This is a genomic window from Ruegeria sp. R13_0, from assembly GCF_017743995.1.
In the GTDB taxonomy this organism is placed as follows: Bacteria; Pseudomonadota; Alphaproteobacteria; order Rhodobacterales; family Rhodobacteraceae; genus Ruegeria.
On record NZ_JAGHRB010000010.1, the window covers coordinates 141,062 to 157,651 of the forward strand.

The window sequence follows — 16,590 nt, forward strand, 5'->3', positions numbered from 1 at the left end:
TTTTGCGAGGCTCTGCCTCGCGCTCCGAGGTATTTTTGAACAGAAGAAGTTGATTGTGTCTTAAGTGGGCCATCAGCCGTGCGCGGGAGGTTGGTATGGATAAAGTCGCTTTGGTAACCGGCGGCGCGCGGGGGATTGGGCGCGCGATTGTTGAGGATCTGCGGCGCGATCATCGTGTTGCTTTTACGTGGCTGTCCACCGAGCCCGATCCGGTGTTGGCAGGGGAAGGTTTGCAGCCGATACGGTCCGATCTGACGCAGGACGGACAGCCTGAAGCGATTATACGCGACGTTGTCGAACGTTTTGGGCGGCTGGACGTGATCGTGAACAATGCGGGTTTGGTCAGGTCCACTCCGAAAGAGAATTTTGACCGGGAAGATCATCGCGCCATTTTGGATTTGAACCTGCTGGTCCCTGCTGCTTTGCTGGCGGCTACTATGCCCCATTTGAAACCGGGCGCGGCGATTGTCAGTATTTCCTCGATGAATGCTGTTTTGCCACCGAAAGACGCGGTGATTTATGGGGCAAGCAAGGCAGGCCTGAACCTGTGGACACGCGGGATGGCAAAGGAACTTGGACCCCAAGGCATTCGGGTCAATGCTGTGGCACCGGGGGCGATTAACATCCCCGAAGACCCTCGCCCCGAAGACTTGACCGCCTTGTTCGTCGAGAACACGGCCATAGGACGGATCGGGCGGCCCGAGGATATCGCGAAGGCCGTAAGGTTCTTGGCGTCAGACGACGCCGCATTCATCACGGGTGAGACCTTGGCCGTGACCGGTGGCTACAGGCTCTAACCGCCAGCCGCTTTTTCAAGCGCCGGACGGATCGTGCTTTCGATCACACGCTGGGTGATCGGACCGGCGAAACGCAGGATCACGGTGCCCTCCCCGTCGATCACATAGGTTTCGGGAACGCCGTAGAGGCCCCAATCCAGCGCCATGCGGCCCTGCTCATCACGACCGATGCCGGTATAGGGATCGCCGAGTTCAGTCAGGAAGCTTTGGGCATTGTCCAACTTGTCTTTGTAGTTGACGCCGTAGACCGGGATGCCTTCGTTCGACAGCGCCTCAAGGTTTGGATGCTCTGCCCGACACGGGGCACACCAGCTGGCCCAGTAGTTGACCAGCTTGACCTGTCCGTCTCGCAGGGTTGCGTCGTCGAAGGGCGTTTTGCCCGGAAACTCGGTCAGGACGACCGGAGGGGCGGGTTGCCCTTCGCGGGCGGATGGCAGGGCGTTGGGGTCGTCTCGGAACATTCCGATCCCGGCCAGAACGGCAAAAGCACCGAAGATCAGCGGCGGCGCGACCATCAAAGGCGAAATCTTAGCCATTGCGCGACATCCTTTGTTCGATTTTCTCCATCTCGGCTCGCACTTTGCGTCCCCGGATCACGCTAAAGACGACCAGCGCCAAGAGAAGCAGGATCGAAGCCGCATAGGACCACAAGACAGCGTCTGCGTATTTTCCAAGATCAGGCATCATGCGCCCAACCTTTCCCGTGCCAGCAACGCTTTGACCCGACGCGCGCGGATTTCGGTGCCGGTGCGATACAGAACCAATGCGATGAACAGCAGAACGAAGCCAATGATGCAGGTCAGCAATGGATAGAAGAACACGTTGCTGACCTTCTCTTCGGTATCCGTTCCTGTAACTGCTCCGGCCCGCATGACCGAGGCGCCCTGATGCAGCCCCTGGTTCCAGAAATTCACCGCATAGCGGCTGAGGAATGCGAAGACCGATCCTACCAGACACAGAACCGAGGTCAGGTCAGCGGCGGTGTCCGGGTCCTCGATCGCCTCCCATAGGGCGACGTAGCCGAGATAGAACAGGAACAGGATAAGGAACGAAGTCAGGCGCGGATCCCAGGCCCACCAAGTGCCCCACATCGGCTGGCCCCAAATCGCTCCGGTCGCCAATGCGATCAAGGTCATCACGATGCCGATTGGGGCAGCCGCGCGCGCGGCCAGAGCGCTGACGTGATGGCGGCGGACCAGCCAGACCAGCGAAGTCACCAGCATCATCAGCCAGCAATTGATCGCCATCAAGGCCGATGGGACGTGCAGGTAGATGATCTTAACCGTCGAGCCCTGTCGGAAGTCATCGGGGGTGAAGAAGAAGCCCCAGACCAGCCCGACCACGATGCAAACCGCGGAGGTGATCCAGAAAAAGGGCAAGACACGCTCGCTGGTGGCAAGAAACTTGCGCGGGTTGGCATATTCCCAGAGGGCGTTGGCTTTGGCTGCGATAGACATGGCCATTATTTAGTCTGACTCGGGTTCATTCTCAATTGACCTTGCTCAAAGTTGTGGCGCTTCACCGCAGATTGATGCGCAGGACCGCTGCGCTGGCGAAGGGCAGCAGAGCAATCGTGGCCATCGTGATCCCCGCCAGCATCAGAAGTGGGGTTTGAGTCTCCATCCCGACGGCACCCCGGCGGGCGACTTCTGCACCGAAGATCAGGGTTGGGACGTAGAGCGGTAGGACCAGTAGTGACAACAGCAGGCCACCGCGCTTCAGGCCGACGGTCAGGGCTGCGCCGAAGGTGCCGATGACGCTCATGGCGGGCGTTCCGAGCAGGAGCGAGATCACCAGCCAGAAGAACCCCGGCGCGGGGAGGTTCAGCAAGACGCCCAGAAACGGTGCCGCCAGAACCAAAGGCAAACCGGTCGTGATCCAATGCGCCAGCGCTTTGATCGAGACGACGGCCTCTAGCGGCAGAGGCGCGGTGGCCAAAAGGTCCAGCGAGCCGTCCTCCCAATCCAGTGCCAGAAGACGGTCGAGGGACAACAGGCAGGCGAGCAACGCGCCCAGCCACAGAATTCCCGGCGCGATGGTCGAGAGCAGCGACGATTGGGGGCCGACAGCAAAAGGCACCAGAACAGTCACGATCAGGAAGAAGGCCAGGCCGAGGCCAAAGCCTCCGCCTGCGCGGAAGGCCAGCTTCAGGTCGCGCAGCAACAGGGCGATCACAGGAAGCCTCCGTCAAAATCGCCGATGGGTTGCGGTTTCGCCTTGTAGGGACCGACGTCCAGAACCTCTCCGTCGAGGCCGAGGTCGATATGGGTTGCGATCAGCGCCGAGCCGCCCTGCCCCAGATGGCTGCGCACAGCGTCAGCGAACATCTGAACGGCGTTTTTGTCGAGTGAGACGGTTGGTTCATCCAGCATCCAGATCGGCCGGCCCGTAACCAGCATCCGTGCAAGACCCAGCCTGCGCTTTTGCCCTGCCGAGAGGTTGCCCGCATGGCGGTCGGACAGGTCATTCAGCGCAAAGGCGTCCAGCGCTGGCTGGATGTCATGGGTCCCAAAAACCGACGCCCAGAAGGCTAGGTTTTCTACAACCGTCAGCGTTGGCTTCAAACCATCGGAATGTGAGGCGTAGGCGATCTGGTCCTCGGCCCCTTCGATCTGTCCCGCCAAAGCAGGTTGTAGCCCTGCCAGAGTGCGCAGCAGCGTTGTTTTGCCGATTCCGTTCGGCCCACGCAAAATGAGCGCCTGACCGGGGGTGAGTTTGAAGCTCAACCCCTCGAGCACGGGCACGCCACCGCGGGTGATGGTCAGATCGGAAACGGATAGTGTCATGAGACTCGCTTATCCGATTGGGGACGCAGGCAAAAGGTTGGATTTGACGCAGGGGATGAAGGTGGCGCGTCTGGGGTGCAAGAATGCGAGGGGCGCTGCCCCTCGCGCTCCCCGGGATATTTTTGACCAGATGAAGGGGATCCCGTCAGACCGGGATCAGAGCGAGCGCGATGCGGCGACCTTCGGATAGCAGGACGTTGTAGGTACGGCAGGCGGCGGGTGAGTTCATGATCTCGACACCGATCCCGGCGGACTCGAGAGTTTGGCGCAGTTCGGGCGGGATGTGGGCCATCTCTGCTCCGGTTCCGATGAACAGGACGTCGATCACCTCGGACAGGTCTCGCAGTGGCGCTTCGTCTGCGTATCCGCCCCACGCCTGCGTTCCCGTCGGGCCGGTCAGCACTGCGCCTTGATGCACGTGCCCTCCGATCCGGAAAAAGCCGGGGCCGTATCCATCGACCGGTTCGGCGTTGGCGTAGTTGATCTCATTCAGTCGCATGCGTTGTGTTTACCCCCAAAGCGGCAGGCCGGACAAGGCAGCCAGAGCAATCGCAAGATAGGCGGCCGCGCGGTAGAGGCGTTCCCGGTCCGGGCGGAAAAGCCACCCGCCCAGCCAATTCCCAAGCAGGTTGGGGAGCGCCAGAAGAAGCCCCAACCCAGCAGCGGCGAGGGTGACCTGTGCCATACCGGTCAGGTAGCCGAGCAGCAGGAAGTCGAACCCGAACAGAAACAGCATGATCGTCGCGCGAATAACATCCACCGGCAGTGGGCGCGACATGTAGAACAGGATGACGGCGGGACCAGGGAGCCCGGCGACACCGCCAAGGAACCCGGCGGCTCCGCCGATTCCTGTGACCATCATGCGGCTGACATGACCGTGATAGCGCAGGCCTAGGATCAGAATGGCCAGCATCGCAAGGGCCAGACCGCTGACCGCATAGCGGAAAACATCGGGCGCGACCTGCGTCAGCACCCAAAGCCCAAGCGGAAGGACCAGTGCGCAGCCGAGCAGAAGGCGTGTCAGATCGCCCTTATTCACAGCACTCCATGCCCGGCGCAGATTTGGCAGAGGGCCAAAGATATCCATGATCGTCAGGCCGATCAGCGCTCCGAACGGGCCGAGATATGGGGTGGCGATGGGCAGGAACACCAAAGCGGTGCCAAACCCCGAGAAGCCGCGAACGACGCCCCCAAGAAAGGCTGCAAATAAAACTACGGCCAGACCCTGTGGGGACTGGCCGAAGAGCTCAGGCATCTACGTTGGCAAACTGGTTGCCTGCGTTGTTGGACGGCTTGGACCAGTCACGCTTGACGCCCAGCCACAGCAGGATGGTCGAGGCCACGAAGACCGACGAATAGGTCCCCACGATCACACCCCAGATCATCGCGAAGACAAAGCCGCGGATCACGTCACCGCCCAGCACGTAGAGCGAGATCAGCGCCAGCAGGGTCGTAACCGAGGTCATCACCGTTCGGCTGAGGGTTTCGTTGATCGAGATGTTAAGCACCTCTTTGAGGTCTTTCTTCTTGTACTTCCGCAGGTTCTCGCGCACGCGGTCGAACACGACCACGGTGTCGTTCAGCGAGTAGCCCACAATGGTCAGAAGCGCCGCGATAATGGCGAGATCAAAGCGGATTTGAAGCTCCGAGAAGATGCCGATGGTCAGGATCACGTCATGCACAAGTGCCGCGACCGCGCCAAGGGCGAACTGCCATTCGAACCGCAACCAGATGTAGACGAGCACCGCTCCGATGGCCAAAACGATGGCGATCACGGCTGTCTGGATCAACTCACCCGAGACTTTAGGTCCAACCGACTCCACGGAAACGAATTGGATATCGGGGATCACGGCCTGCAGCGCGCCCTCAACAGCTGTGATGGTCGAGGCTTCGACCGCTTCTGCATCTGCCTGCGCCTGAATGCGGATCATCGCGACGTTGTCTTCCGGCCCGAAGGTCGGGTCGAAAATCTCGGTGATCGAGACATCGCCCAGCTCTAGCGGAGCAATCGCGTCACGGTAGATACCCACGTCAATCGGCTGGCTGCTTTCGGTACGGATCGTTGTGCCGCCCCGGAAGTCGATGCCGAAGTTGAGGCCCTGCAACATGAATGAGGCGAAGGCCACAACCATCATCAAGGCCGAAATGCCCAGCCAGACCTTCCAGCGGCTGAAGAAATCGAACGAGGTGCTTTGGGGTACGAGTTTCAGTCTCATGATCAAACCTCGATCGTTTTCGGACGGCGGCGTTCGAACCACATGACGACCATCAGGCGCGTCACGAAGATCGCGGTGAAGACCGAGGTCAGGATACCCAGGCCCAGGGTGATGGCGAACCCGCGTACCGGACCGCTGCCCATGGCAAACAGGATCACCGCCGTGATAAAGGTGGTCACGTTGGCATCCGCAATGGCCGACAGGGCCTTTTCATAACCCAGCTCAATCGCACGCGCAGGGCCCTTGGCAGATTTCAGTTCCTCTCGGATACGTTCGAAAATCAGCACGTTGGCGTCCACGGCCATACCGACCGTCAGAACGATACCCGCAATGCCCGGCAGGGTCAGCGTCGCGCCGATCAGCGACAGCAGGCCGAACAAGAGGCCCACGTTGATGATCAAGGCAATGTTGGCAAAGAGGCCAAACAAACCGTAACTGAGCGCCATGAAAACCAGCACCGCGGCAAAGGCTACCATCGTGGCGACTTTACCGGCGTCGATGCTGTCCTGTCCCAATTCGGGACCGATGGTGCGTTCTTCGAGGAACTCCAGCTCGGCAGGCAAGGCCCCTGCCCGCAGCAGGATGGCAAGGTTGGTGCTTTCCTCGACCGTGAAATTGCCGGTGATGATGCCTGAGCCGCCGGGAATGTGGCTTTGGATCACAGGGGCCGAGATCACTTCGTCATCCAGCACGATCGCGAAAGGCGCGCCGATGTTTTCCAGCGTATAGTCACCGAATTTCCGCGCGCCCGACGTGTTGAACCGGAAGTTGACCGCGGGACGTCCGTTCTGGTCGAAGGCGGGTTGGGCATCAACCAACTCCTCGCCGGTCACGACCGGAGCGGATTCGAGCGTGTAATACACCCCGCTTTCGTCAATCGAAGGCACCACTTCTTCACCGATGCCTGCAGCGGCATCCGGGTCCGTGCCACGGCCAACGACAGGGTTGAAGGTCAGCTGCGCCGTGGTGCCAATGATCTCTTTCAGCTCGCCTGCACTTCCGATTCCGGGAACCTGAATCAGGATACGGTCTGCACCTTGGCGCTGAATGGTGGGTTCACGCGTACCAACCTCGTCAATCCGGCGGCGCACGATCTCAAGCGATTGACGCACGGTGCGATCATCCGAGGCCAGCTTCTCCGCCTCGGAAAGCTGCACAACGATTGTATCGCCATCGGCAAAAGCTTCGATATCGGTCGCACCGACACCTGTCAGCGTCTGAACCTGACGGGCCAGACCGCGAACGGTTTCCAACGCACGCGCCATCCCCTCGGGTTGGCTGATGCGGACGCGAATCTGATCGGGGTCCGAGTCCTGACGACGGATCGTGCCAACGGTGGAACGCTCATCCCGCAGCGCGTCGCGGATTTCAGGCCACATCGCCTCCATCCGGGATTCGTAGACATCCTCGACCTTGACCTCGGCCAGCAGATGCGCACCGCCCCGCAGGTCGAGGCCCAGATTGACCAAGGAGGACGGCAGCCAGCTCGGCCACTGCGCCGCCTCAGCCTGATTTTCGGGCGTATCCGCGCCAAGTTCAATTGCGGCTTTGGCGTCGTTGGATTGTTCGACCCGCGTGTAGAACGCATTCGGCAGAGCCAAGAGCAAGCCAGTCACACAGACCAGCCAGATCAGAACCCGCTTCCAGGTATCAATTTGCAGCATAACCCTGCCTTTTCAAGGAATTGTAAGGCGAAGTTACTTCGCAGGTTCGGTCTTGTTCAGAACCTGAGCGATGGTCGATTTGACCACACGAACCTTAACGCCCTCGGCGATCTCGACCTCGATCTCGTTGTCGCCTTCCTTGACCTTCGACACCTTGCCGATCAGACCACCCTGTGTGACGACCTGATCGCCACGGCGCACGGCTTCGACCATGGCCTGGTGTTCTTTCATCTTCTTTTGCTGCGGACGGATCAGCAGGAAATACATGATCGCGAAGATCAGGATCAGCGGGAGAAACTGGGCGATTGCGCCACCTTCCATGGGATATTCCTTTTTCTTTGACCTGCGGCACCGTTCCGCAAATTTGGCGGGAACCTATGCGCTGATATGCCTGTTTGCAAGCGACGGGCATCCTATGTCGGGCCAACTTCGCATCGCAGACAAAAAAGATCACCCCAACCGTTGCAGATATACCCTAGGCTGAACGGCCAACTTCGGTATAGTTGCCCCACAGGAGGGGCTATGGCGCATCTATACAAACCCTTGCAGAGGCTGACTCTTTTGTTGGCGGCAGGCTTCTTTGCCGCGCTGCTGTGCCTGCCGGTCTTGGCGCAGGATGCCCCCTCTGAGGCGCCCGCCGAGTCCGAGGCGGACTCCGAGGTATTCAAAGCCCCTGTCATTATTGATGGCGACACGCTCTTTCGGTTGCGCGGAGCCAGCGCTTTGCCCGCAAATGAGCGGGCAGATGAGGTCCAGAACCGGATCATCGAATCCGCCGAATCCTCGGACGCGCCAAGTGTCGAGATTACTTTTGCAAAAACCGAGCTGGGAACCGAAATTCTGGTCGATGGTTTCCATGTCTCGCTGGTCACGGACGCCGATGCCGAATTGGAGCAGCTGGATCTGGAGGTTCTGAGCCTTCTGCATGGTGATGCGATAAAACGCGCCATCGAATCCTACCGCGCAAACCGAACGGATGAGGCGCGTGTCTCGGGCGCGATTGAGGCGCTGGCCTGGACCGTCGGGTTCATTCTGTTCATTCTTGTCAATCTCTGGCTGCACCGCCGGATCCGGCGCAAGACGCTGAAACTGGTCAAGCGCTATCTGAAAGACGTCGAAACCGCGACCGCCAAGAGCGTTCAGGCCGAGGCCATTGCAGCCCTGATCCGCTATGGGTTGAACTTCATCCTGTTGGCTTTCTTCTTTCTGGGGTTCTACTACTACCTGTCTTTTGTCCTGCTGGCCTTTGCCGAAACCCGTTATTTTGCGCAGCTATTGCTGACCTACCTGACCCAACCCGTCTTGCAGATCGTCAGAGGCGTGGTCAGCTATATCCCCAACATGATCATGCTGGCGCTGATCACCTGGATCACGCTCTATGTCATTCGCGGCATGCGGGTCTTCTTCGACGCGGTCGAAGCCGGATCGTTCGATATGGGCGATTTTGAGAAGCATTGGGTTAACCCCACCTTCAACATCGCCCGAGTGGTCGTGATCCTGATCGCACTGGTCTTTGCCGTGCCCTACATTCCTGGTTCAGATTCGGCAGCGTTTCAGGGTCTGACCATTCTGGTCGGTGCCATGCTGTCGCTGGGCGCGAACTCAGTCGTGTCGAACATGTTGGCCGGGCTGTTCGTGATCTATCGCCGCTCGACCTCGATCGGGGACCGTATTCAGATCGGGGATCACATCGGCGACGTGGTGCAGATCAAGCTGATGGAGACCCATCTGAAATCCATCAAGAACGAGTTGATCTCGATCCCAAACGCGCAGCTGATGAATTCGGACGTGGTGAATTTCTCGAAGAAAACAGACGGCAGTGGGTTGTTGCTGCACACAACAGTTGGCATCGGCTATGAAGAACCCCCCGAAAAGATCGAGGCCATGCTGATCGAGGCCGCCAATCGCACCAAGGGGATCAAGGCCAAGCCCGAACCCTTTGTCCTGTGGACCGCGCTAGCCGACTACGCGATTAATTACCAGATTAACGGATACACGACCCGGGGCAGCATTATTCCCAAGATTCGGTCAGATCTGCATCGCAACATTGTGGCCGTATTCAACGAGAATAACGTGCAGATCATGACCCCCTCATACATCGCTGATCCGCCCGAACCAAAGATTCCACCCGGGGAATGGGACGGACATCTGGCTCATCACGATGAGGAGCCGGACAGTTAGGCGCAGTATGGTTAACCAGCGCTACACCCTCCGAGATATATGGTGCATAAGCAGTCGAAGTGATTCACTGTATTCAAGGATCTGAACTATGCACGACATCCGCGCCATTCGCGAAAACCCAGCCGCTTTCGACGCCGCTCTTGCGCGCCGTGGGGACGCGCCGGTGTCGTCAGACCTGCTGCGGCTGGACGAGAGCCGCCGCGCCAAGATTCTGGCCGCAGAAACCGCGCAGGCCGAACAGAACAAGGCCAGCAAAGAGGTCGGCGCGGCCAAAGCCCGCGGTGATGAGGCCGAATTTGAACGCCTGCGCGCGCTCGTGGCTGAGAAGAAGGCCGAAATCGCCCGGATGCAGACCGAGGCCAAGGATCTGGACGCTCTGCTGGCGGACCAACTGATCCGTATTGCCAACCTGCCCGCCGACGATGTGCCAGAGGGCGCCGACGAGAATGACAATGTCGAGGTGAGCCGTTGGGGTACCCCGCGCGAAATGGACTTTGCCCCAAAAGAGCATTTTGAGATTGAGGCCGTTCAAAACGGTATGGATTTCGAAACCGCCGCGAAACTCTCTGGCTCGCGCTTTGTGCTGCTGTCCGGGGGCGTTGCGCGTATCCACCGTGCACTGGCCCAGTTCATGCTGGACACGCATATCAACGAAAACGGACTGACCGAGGTCAACGGCCCGGTTCTGGTTTTGTCCGAGATGATGCAGGGCACCGGCCAACTGCCGAAATTCGGCGAAGACAGCTATCAGACCCGCGAAGGCTGGTGGTTGATCCCAACCTCTGAGGTTTCGCTAACCAACATCGTCAACGACACGATGATCGAGGAAAGCTACCTGCCCCGCCGTTATACCGCGCATTCGCTCTGCTTCCGGTCCGAGGCCGGCTCGGCGGGCAAAGACACCCGCGGAATGCTGCGTCAGCACCAGTTCGAAAAGGTCGAGATGGTCTCGATCACCCATCCCGAGACCTCGGATGACGAACAAAAACGCATGGTGCGCTGCGCCGAGGGCATTCTGGAAAAACTGGGCGTGCCCTACCGCACCGTGATCCTGTGTACCGGAGATATGGGCTTTGGCGCCCGCCGTACCTTTGACATCGAAGCATGGCTTCCCGGTCAGGACACCTATCGTGAGATCAGCTCGGTCTCGACCTGCGGCGATTTTCAGGCCCGCCGCATGAATGCGCGTTTCCGGCCCGAAGGTGGCGGTAAACCGGAATATGTCCACACGCTGAACGGCTCTGGCCTTGCCGTGGGTCGCTGCCTGATCGCCGTGCTTGAAAATGGTCAGAACGCAGACGGCACAGTCACCCTGCCCGACGTTCTTGCCCCCTATCTGGGTGGCAAGCTGACGCTGCAGCTGGACGGTACGCTGGCATAAGAAAACCGGCATCCGCGTTGCACGGTGCCGGTTCGAACCACTTGAAAGGGCGAGGAAGAGTTACTTCTTCGCCTTTTTCTTATCCTTCTTCTTGTCAGATTTTTTGTCCGACTTTTTGGCATCCTTTTTGCCCGCATCTTTCTTCTTGTCGGCCTTTTTGGACTTGTCGTCCTTCTTGGATTTCTTCCCCTTCTTGGACTTGGCCTTCACCTTGTCCTTGGCCTTGGAGAACGCAGCCTCCATCTCGGCCCGCTTTTTCGCAGCTTTCTCAGCCTTGGCTTTTGCCTTGGCTTTCTTCTTGGCCTTCGCCTCGGCAGCTTCTGCAGCGGCTTTTTCCTCGGCGGCTTTGCGTGCAGCTTCGGCCGCGCGCTTCTCGGCAGCGGCGGCGACAACTGTCTTGCGCGCAGCGGGGCGTCGGGCCGCCGGTTTACGCGGAGCGGGCTTGCGGTCAGCAGGTTTCCGGGCGGCCGCGCGACGCGGGGCTGGTTTGGCAACCGCTGGTTTTGCAGCAGTCGCCTCCTGCGCGGCGGCAATCAGGACGGCTGCGCGTGCCACACCGACACGGGGGACCTTGACCAGATCTTCCGGTTTCGCTTTCGCAACGGCTTCTGCGGTCTTGAAACCGTTATCGGCCAAACCTTTTGCGAGCGTATCGCCAACGCCTTTTATCTCGGTCAATGCGGTCATTCTGGGTCCTTTCTCTGTCTCCCTCGCCACCTGTATATACACAGGATATACGCTCTTCAAGCGGAGCTGCGCCTATGACGATCCATGGGCCAAGTCAGCAGTCTGCCCTTTTTTCGGAAAAGGCACCAGCCGCTTGGCATCTTCGTCCCATAGTTTCAGGTTCAATGCGGCCACGGCTTCGGGGAACTTGATCCGACGCGGCGTGTATTCGGGCGGCAGGTTATAGTGGCATTCACGCAACCGGTAGGACGGGATACGGGCGTTAAAATGGTGAATATCGTGCAAGGTGATACAGGCCACCGCGTTGTCGAACCACCAACCGAAATCCAGCGCTGACGAGCCCTGAAGCGCCGCGATCTGCGGGTCCAGATCCGGGCGACGATCCCAATATGTGTCCTCGAAATTATGCTGCAGGTAGACGAGGAATACGCCCAGCATCCCGCCCAGCAGTGAGAACACAAGCCAGACCAGAATACCGGTCGTCCCGGCGATCAGGTAGAGCAGCCCGAGAAAAACGACGATTGAGAGGTTGTGCAGAACAACGCCCTTTACACCAAACCGCACCGTGTTTTTGGGCCACCGATAGCGAATGAAATAAGTGAACAAAGCACCGACCGGCACCAGAATGAACGGGTTGCGGTACAGGCGATAGACAAGACGTTTGAGCCAGTCCGCCTCGTTCCATTCCCGAAGGGTCATTGTGTGGATTTCACCGGTCTCCCGATGCTCAAGGTTGCCAATGCCCGCATGGTGCAGATTGTGGTTCTGCTTCATCACCTCAAAAGGAGCAAAGGTGAAAGGCGACAACCCGTGCCCCGCCCATTCATTCTGCTGGCGCGTTTCGAACAGTGAATGATGACCACAGTCGTGTTGCAGCACGTAAAGTCGCACAGCAGAAAACGCGAAGACGATCCCGGCTGGGACCATGACATACCAGTGGTTCACATTCACAATCGCCAAGGCGAGCGAGGCGAAATAGACGGCGAAGGTTCCGAAATAGCTCAGGGCTGCAAGCCTGTTGTCCTGAACCGCGTATTGCCGCGTGTAGTCTCTGAGATTCATCAAGCCCTCTCCCACGATGGCCCGGTTAAATGAGAAGCAAAAGGAATTCAGACCCGCCGCAGGACGGGCCGCGCACAGGAAACAAATGCACGCTCCTGAATGCTAGCGTGCAGAAAGGGCGCTGTCACGCCCTTGCGCTGAAAATGCTGAAAATTGGCGCAGTTACGCGCGTCCCTTGAGGTGTTTGGCCAAGGCACCGGCGTTTTTCTTGCGCCGCCCTTTGTAAGGGTTCTTGTCCCCTTGCCCGCGCAGTGTCAGGCGTATCGGCGTACCGGGCATGTCAAAATCCTCACGCAGGCCGTTGACCAGATAGCGGGTGTAGCTGGCCGGCATCTTGTCGGGATGCGAGCACATAACGACAAAGCCCGGCGGCCGCGTTTTTGCCTGGGTCATGTAGCGCAGCTTGATGCGGCGTCCTTGCGGGGCTGGCGGCGGGTGCTGCTCAAGCATGGCGGTCAGCCAGCGGTTCAGCGCGGCGGTGGGCACCCGGCGGTTCCAGATGTCATGCGCGCGCAAGATGGCGGCGCGCAGACGTTCCAAACCCCGGCCCGTTTTCGCCGAAACGGTGATCAGCGGCGCGCCCCGCAGTTGCGGCAGCAGCCGGTCGAAGGACTCTTTGAGTTCGCGCAGCTTCTCCTGCTTGTTTTCCTCAACGTCCCATTTATTGACAGCGACCACGACCGCACGGCCTTCCCGCTCGGCCAGATCGGCGATGCGTAGGTCTTGCTGCTCAAACGGAATGGCCGCATCCAGCAGGACGACGACCACTTCGGCGAATTTCACCGCGCGCAGACCGTCCGAGACCGAGAGCTTTTCGAGCTTCTCTTGAACCTTGGCCTTTTTGCGCATGCCAGCAGTGTCGAAAATCCGCATCGGAGTGCTTTCGCCATCCGGATCGGCCCAATCGACCCGAAGACTGATCGCGTCACGGGTGATCCCGGCTTCGGGACCGGTCAAAAGGCGGTCTTCACCCATGATTTTATTGATCAGGGTGGATTTACCTGCATTCGGGCGGCCTACGACGGCAACCTGCAACGGCTTAGCTGCGGTGATTAGAGGGGTTTCCCCCTCGCCATCCTCATCGAGCTCAATCTCGACCACGGGGGCGTCGTCTTCGGCCTCTTCCTCAGCCGCATCTGCCAGAGGCATCAGCTGGGCGTAAAGGTCGGTCATCCCCTCGCCATGCTCGCCCGACAGGCGCACGGGTTCGCCGAGGCCAAGGTTATAAGCCTCCAGAACTCCAGCATCAGCGGCAGACCCTTCGGCCTTGTTGGCAGCCAAAATCACGTGTTTGGAGCGTTTGCGCAGGATCTCGGCAAACATCTCGTCGGTCGGGGTCAGACCGGCGCGCGCGTCGATCATGAACAGGCAGACATCGGCCATATCCACTGCGCGCTCGGTCAGGCGACGCATGCGGCCCTGAAGGCTGTCGTCGGTCGCGTCCTCAAGGCCCGCCGTGTCGATCACGGTGAACCGCAGATCACCCAGCCGTCCTTCACCCTCGCGCAGGTCGCGCGTCACGCCGGGCTGGTCGTCGACCAAGGCCAGACGTTTACCCACAAGGCGGTTGAACAATGTGGATTTGCCCACGTTCGGGCGGCCCACGATGGCGAGGGTCAGCGACATGATACTCAACTTTCAAGACTCAGACGCGCCCTTTAGCGCATCTTTCGGTCAACGGAAAGCGTGTAGATCACCTTTGGTCGACACGACATACAGCGTTTGTCCGGCGACGACAGGCGCGGTGGTCGCGCCCCCCGGAACCTCGACCTGATGCACAAGCGCCCCGTTCACCGGGTTGAAGAACCGCAGGAACCCGTCATTTGAGGCGATCACAATGCGACCTCCGGCCAGGATCGGGCCATAATGGGCCACGATCGGACCGCGACGGTTTGGTTTGTCTTTGACAAAGCCCGGAAGGTCCTGCGCCCAGATCACCGAACCATCGGCGCTGTTCAAGCGGACCAGCTGGCTGCGATCGCTTATCAGGAAGATGCTGTTACCAGCTGGCCAGACAGTATCAACCGCGCCTTCATCTGCAGTCCAGCGGCGCTCACCTGTTCCGGCGTCAAACGCAACGGTACGGCCAGAGTGGTTGCCGATGAAGATAGTATCCCCCACTACCATCGGGCTGCCGGTCACATCGACAATCTGCGCTGTGGCGCGCCCGCGACGGCCACCCGCAACCGAGGCATTCCACCGGCTGATCCCACCCCGTTTGAACGTCGCAGCGATATCACCCGAGCCAAAGGCAAAGACAGCCAGGTCCGAGGTCACAACCGGCGCAGGCGCGCCCAGAACGTTGCCCACGCTGGGGGTGCCTTCGATTTGCCATTGAATGCGACCATCCTTTGTGTCGACAGTCCAGCCGGTCTCATCCCCCGCGACGAGGTATAGCAGCCCGTCAGTGACCAAGGGTGCTCCGCTGCCAGTTGCGTTCAGACGTTTCTGCCACCGTACCGCTCCGGTCTTGGCATCCAGCGCGGTCAAACGGCCAAAGCCGGAAGAGACATAGAGAACGCCCCCCGAATAGGCCATGCCGCCCCCCGTGGCATCCGAATCTCCGTCAGTCGCTGGAATCAGATTGGTGCTCCAGGCGACCTGCCCCTGCGGTGTCACTGCCGAAACCGTCGCCCCTGCGTCTAGCGTATAGACCAAGCCACCCGCGACAACCGGATCGGCCGTAATCCGTTGCTTGCGGGAATCGCCATCCCCAATCGAGGCCGACCAAATACGCTGAGGTGTCGCGCGCAGCGAAGCATTGGAGGTCCGGAAGGCCGCCGTGCCCGGGCTTTGGGGCCAGCTTGCATTTGCGCTCTGCGATGGCAGGCTAATCGGCTGCGAGCCGCTCTTGGCGACCGTTTCAAGGTCTGAGACGGGACGGATATCCTCGCGCTCGCCAGGCAAGATCTTTTCGGGTTCTTCACAAGCGGTCAGAGCGGTCAGGGCCAGCGCCGCAATCGGCAGTCCCACGCGAGAGAAAAGTCTTGTTACCATTTTAATCCGAACTCGCCTGTCATTAACCTGTGTTCTGCCCGATCAGCCCTGCTGAGCGACCAATGGCTCGGGCTCAGCGCCCAGTGCAACAATCAATTGCGCCGCGCGTTGCTGCAGATCCACGCTGACCTCTGCGTCCTGACGCAGCGCCTGCAACCGCTCCAACGCGGCATCTGTATCACCCTCGGCGATGTCGATCAGCGCCAGTTGCTCTTGCGCCAGAAGGCGCAGCGGAGCGCCGGGTGCGGCCAAAGCCTCGAACTGTTGCCGACGATCTGCAGCGGGCATCGTGTCGGATTGAAGCAGCAGTGCCTTGAAGCTGGCAATGGCGCGGTAGATCTCGGGCAGATCGCCCTGAACGGCCACAGCATTCAGACTATCGACCGCGTCCTGCCGGGAATCAGCATCAAGCTGCGAGGCGGACAGAAGCATGTTGCGCACAGCCTCACCACCCGGCGTCAACACGTCCACCTGCTCCAACCCAGCGACACGCGCGGCCGTATCGTTTTCCGCCAGCGCGGCCAGAATCTCGTCGCCCAGCTTCTGAGCTTGCGAGGTATCCCGTGCCTTGCGGTATTCGTTAAACGCCGCCCCACCGACGATCAGCACGACGGCAACAACACCGACCCAGCCCCAACGCCGCAAAAGCAGATACAGCCGGTCTCGGCGCACCTCTTCTGTGACCTCATCAATGAAACTGTCGGTATCACTCATACCTGCCCCCGGGCTGTAATCCTGTCTTGGTGGGCCATGTCATACCCCGGCACCACGGCCAAGCCAAGGGCCGGATTTTGCACAATCCCGCTGACTTGTTGCGCC

General features: G+C 59.8%; 18 protein-coding genes. 3 read left to right on the top strand and 15 right to left on the bottom strand.

The window, feature by feature from the left end; all coding sequences use genetic code 11:
- The first annotated feature begins 95 nt into the window (after positions 1 to 95).
- The gene (locus tag J7394_RS14675; protein ID WP_209254018.1) at positions 96 to 797 is read left to right on the top strand and encodes an SDR family NAD(P)-dependent oxidoreductase; all 702 of its coding nucleotides are present in this window, start codon (positions 96 to 98) and stop codon (positions 795 to 797) included.
- On the opposite strand, the gene J7394_RS14680 is transcribed toward J7394_RS14675, so the two are convergent.
- The 10 genes from J7394_RS14680 to yajC all read right to left on the bottom strand — a co-directional run bounded on the left by J7394_RS14680 (position 794) and on the right by yajC (position 7,784).
- The gene (locus J7394_RS14680) at positions 794 to 1,333 is read right to left on the bottom strand and encodes a DsbE family thiol:disulfide interchange protein (RefSeq protein WP_170553002.1); all 540 of its coding nucleotides are present in this window, start codon (positions 1,331 to 1,333) and stop codon (positions 794 to 796) included. The genes J7394_RS14675 and J7394_RS14680 overlap by 4 nt on opposite strands.
- On the bottom strand, positions 1,326 to 1,484 hold the full coding sequence (gene ccmD, locus J7394_RS14685) for a heme exporter protein CcmD (RefSeq protein ID WP_209254019.1): 159 nt from the start codon (positions 1,482 to 1,484) through the stop codon (positions 1,326 to 1,328). The genes J7394_RS14680 and ccmD overlap by 8 nt, the downstream gene beginning before the upstream one ends.
- Positions 1,481 to 2,254, bottom strand: a complete 774-nt coding sequence (locus tag J7394_RS14690) for a heme ABC transporter permease (protein ID WP_209254134.1) — start codon at positions 2,252 to 2,254, stop codon at positions 1,481 to 1,483. Before J7394_RS14690 ends, ccmD begins: the two co-directional genes overlap by 4 nt.
- A 61-nt stretch (positions 2,255 to 2,315) precedes the next feature.
- The gene (gene ccmB, locus J7394_RS14695; RefSeq protein WP_170482748.1) at positions 2,316 to 2,972 is read right to left on the bottom strand and encodes a heme exporter protein CcmB; all 657 of its coding nucleotides are present in this window, start codon (positions 2,970 to 2,972) and stop codon (positions 2,316 to 2,318) included.
- The gene (gene ccmA, locus J7394_RS14700) at positions 2,969 to 3,583 is read right to left on the bottom strand and encodes a heme ABC exporter ATP-binding protein CcmA (protein ID WP_209254020.1); all 615 of its coding nucleotides are present in this window, start codon (positions 3,581 to 3,583) and stop codon (positions 2,969 to 2,971) included. The genes ccmB and ccmA overlap by 4 nt, the downstream gene beginning before the upstream one ends.
- A gap of 145 nt (positions 3,584 to 3,728) precedes the next feature.
- The gene (locus J7394_RS14705) at positions 3,729 to 4,082 is read right to left on the bottom strand and encodes an Mth938-like domain-containing protein (protein ID WP_209254021.1); all 354 of its coding nucleotides are present in this window, start codon (positions 4,080 to 4,082) and stop codon (positions 3,729 to 3,731) included.
- 9 nt (positions 4,083 to 4,091) lie between these two features.
- On the bottom strand, positions 4,092 to 4,838 hold the full coding sequence (locus J7394_RS14710; protein ID WP_209254022.1) for a TSUP family transporter: 747 nt from the start codon (positions 4,836 to 4,838) through the stop codon (positions 4,092 to 4,094).
- A complete protein-coding gene (gene secF / locus J7394_RS14715; RefSeq protein ID WP_209254023.1) occupies positions 4,831 to 5,799 on the bottom strand; it encodes a protein translocase subunit SecF in 969 nt (322 codons plus the stop codon). The genes J7394_RS14710 and secF overlap by 8 nt, the downstream gene beginning before the upstream one ends.
- A 2-nt stretch (positions 5,800 to 5,801) precedes the next feature.
- Positions 5,802 to 7,463 (bottom strand): protein translocase subunit SecD, encoded by a 1,662-nt coding sequence (secD, locus tag J7394_RS14720; RefSeq protein ID WP_209254024.1) that lies wholly within the window; start codon positions 7,461 to 7,463, stop codon positions 5,802 to 5,804.
- Positions 7,464 to 7,496: 33 nt separating this feature from the next.
- Entirely contained in the window at positions 7,497 to 7,784 is a 288-nt protein-coding gene (gene yajC, locus J7394_RS14725; RefSeq protein ID WP_155151194.1) for a preprotein translocase subunit YajC, read from the bottom strand.
- Between the two features lie 201 nt (positions 7,785 to 7,985).
- Here yajC and J7394_RS14730 point away from each other — a divergent pair, with 201 nt between their 5' ends.
- Positions 7,986 to 9,644, top strand: coding sequence for a mechanosensitive ion channel family protein (locus J7394_RS14730; RefSeq protein WP_209254025.1), 1,659 nt, complete (start codon positions 7,986 to 7,988; stop codon positions 9,642 to 9,644).
- Between the two features lie 88 nt (positions 9,645 to 9,732).
- The gene (serS, locus tag J7394_RS14735; RefSeq protein ID WP_209254027.1) at positions 9,733 to 11,025 is read left to right on the top strand and encodes a serine--tRNA ligase; all 1,293 of its coding nucleotides are present in this window, start codon (positions 9,733 to 9,735) and stop codon (positions 11,023 to 11,025) included.
- A 60-nt stretch (positions 11,026 to 11,085) separates the two neighbouring features.
- Here the strand turns inward: serS and J7394_RS14740 are convergent, their stop codons facing one another.
- From J7394_RS14740 to J7394_RS14760, 5 genes are all read right to left on the bottom strand, one after another.
- A complete protein-coding gene (locus J7394_RS14740; protein ID WP_209254029.1) occupies positions 11,086 to 11,712 on the bottom strand; it encodes a helix-hairpin-helix domain-containing protein in 627 nt (208 codons plus the stop codon).
- A 72-nt stretch (positions 11,713 to 11,784) separates the two neighbouring features.
- Complete coding sequence (locus tag J7394_RS14745) at positions 11,785 to 12,774, bottom strand: fatty acid desaturase (protein ID WP_209254031.1); 990 nt, start codon at positions 12,772 to 12,774, stop codon at positions 11,785 to 11,787.
- Between the two features lie 162 nt (positions 12,775 to 12,936).
- Entirely contained in the window at positions 12,937 to 14,400 is a 1,464-nt protein-coding gene (der, locus tag J7394_RS14750) for a ribosome biogenesis GTPase Der (protein ID WP_209254032.1), read from the bottom strand.
- A 48-nt stretch (positions 14,401 to 14,448) separates the two neighbouring features.
- Positions 14,449 to 15,771, bottom strand: a complete 1,323-nt coding sequence (locus J7394_RS14755; RefSeq protein ID WP_209254033.1) for a PQQ-like beta-propeller repeat protein — start codon at positions 15,769 to 15,771, stop codon at positions 14,449 to 14,451.
- 42 nt (positions 15,772 to 15,813) lie between these two features.
- Complete coding sequence (locus tag J7394_RS14760) at positions 15,814 to 16,485, bottom strand: hypothetical protein (protein WP_170482718.1); 672 nt, start codon at positions 16,483 to 16,485, stop codon at positions 15,814 to 15,816.
- Positions 16,486 to 16,590: the final 105 nt, after the last annotated feature.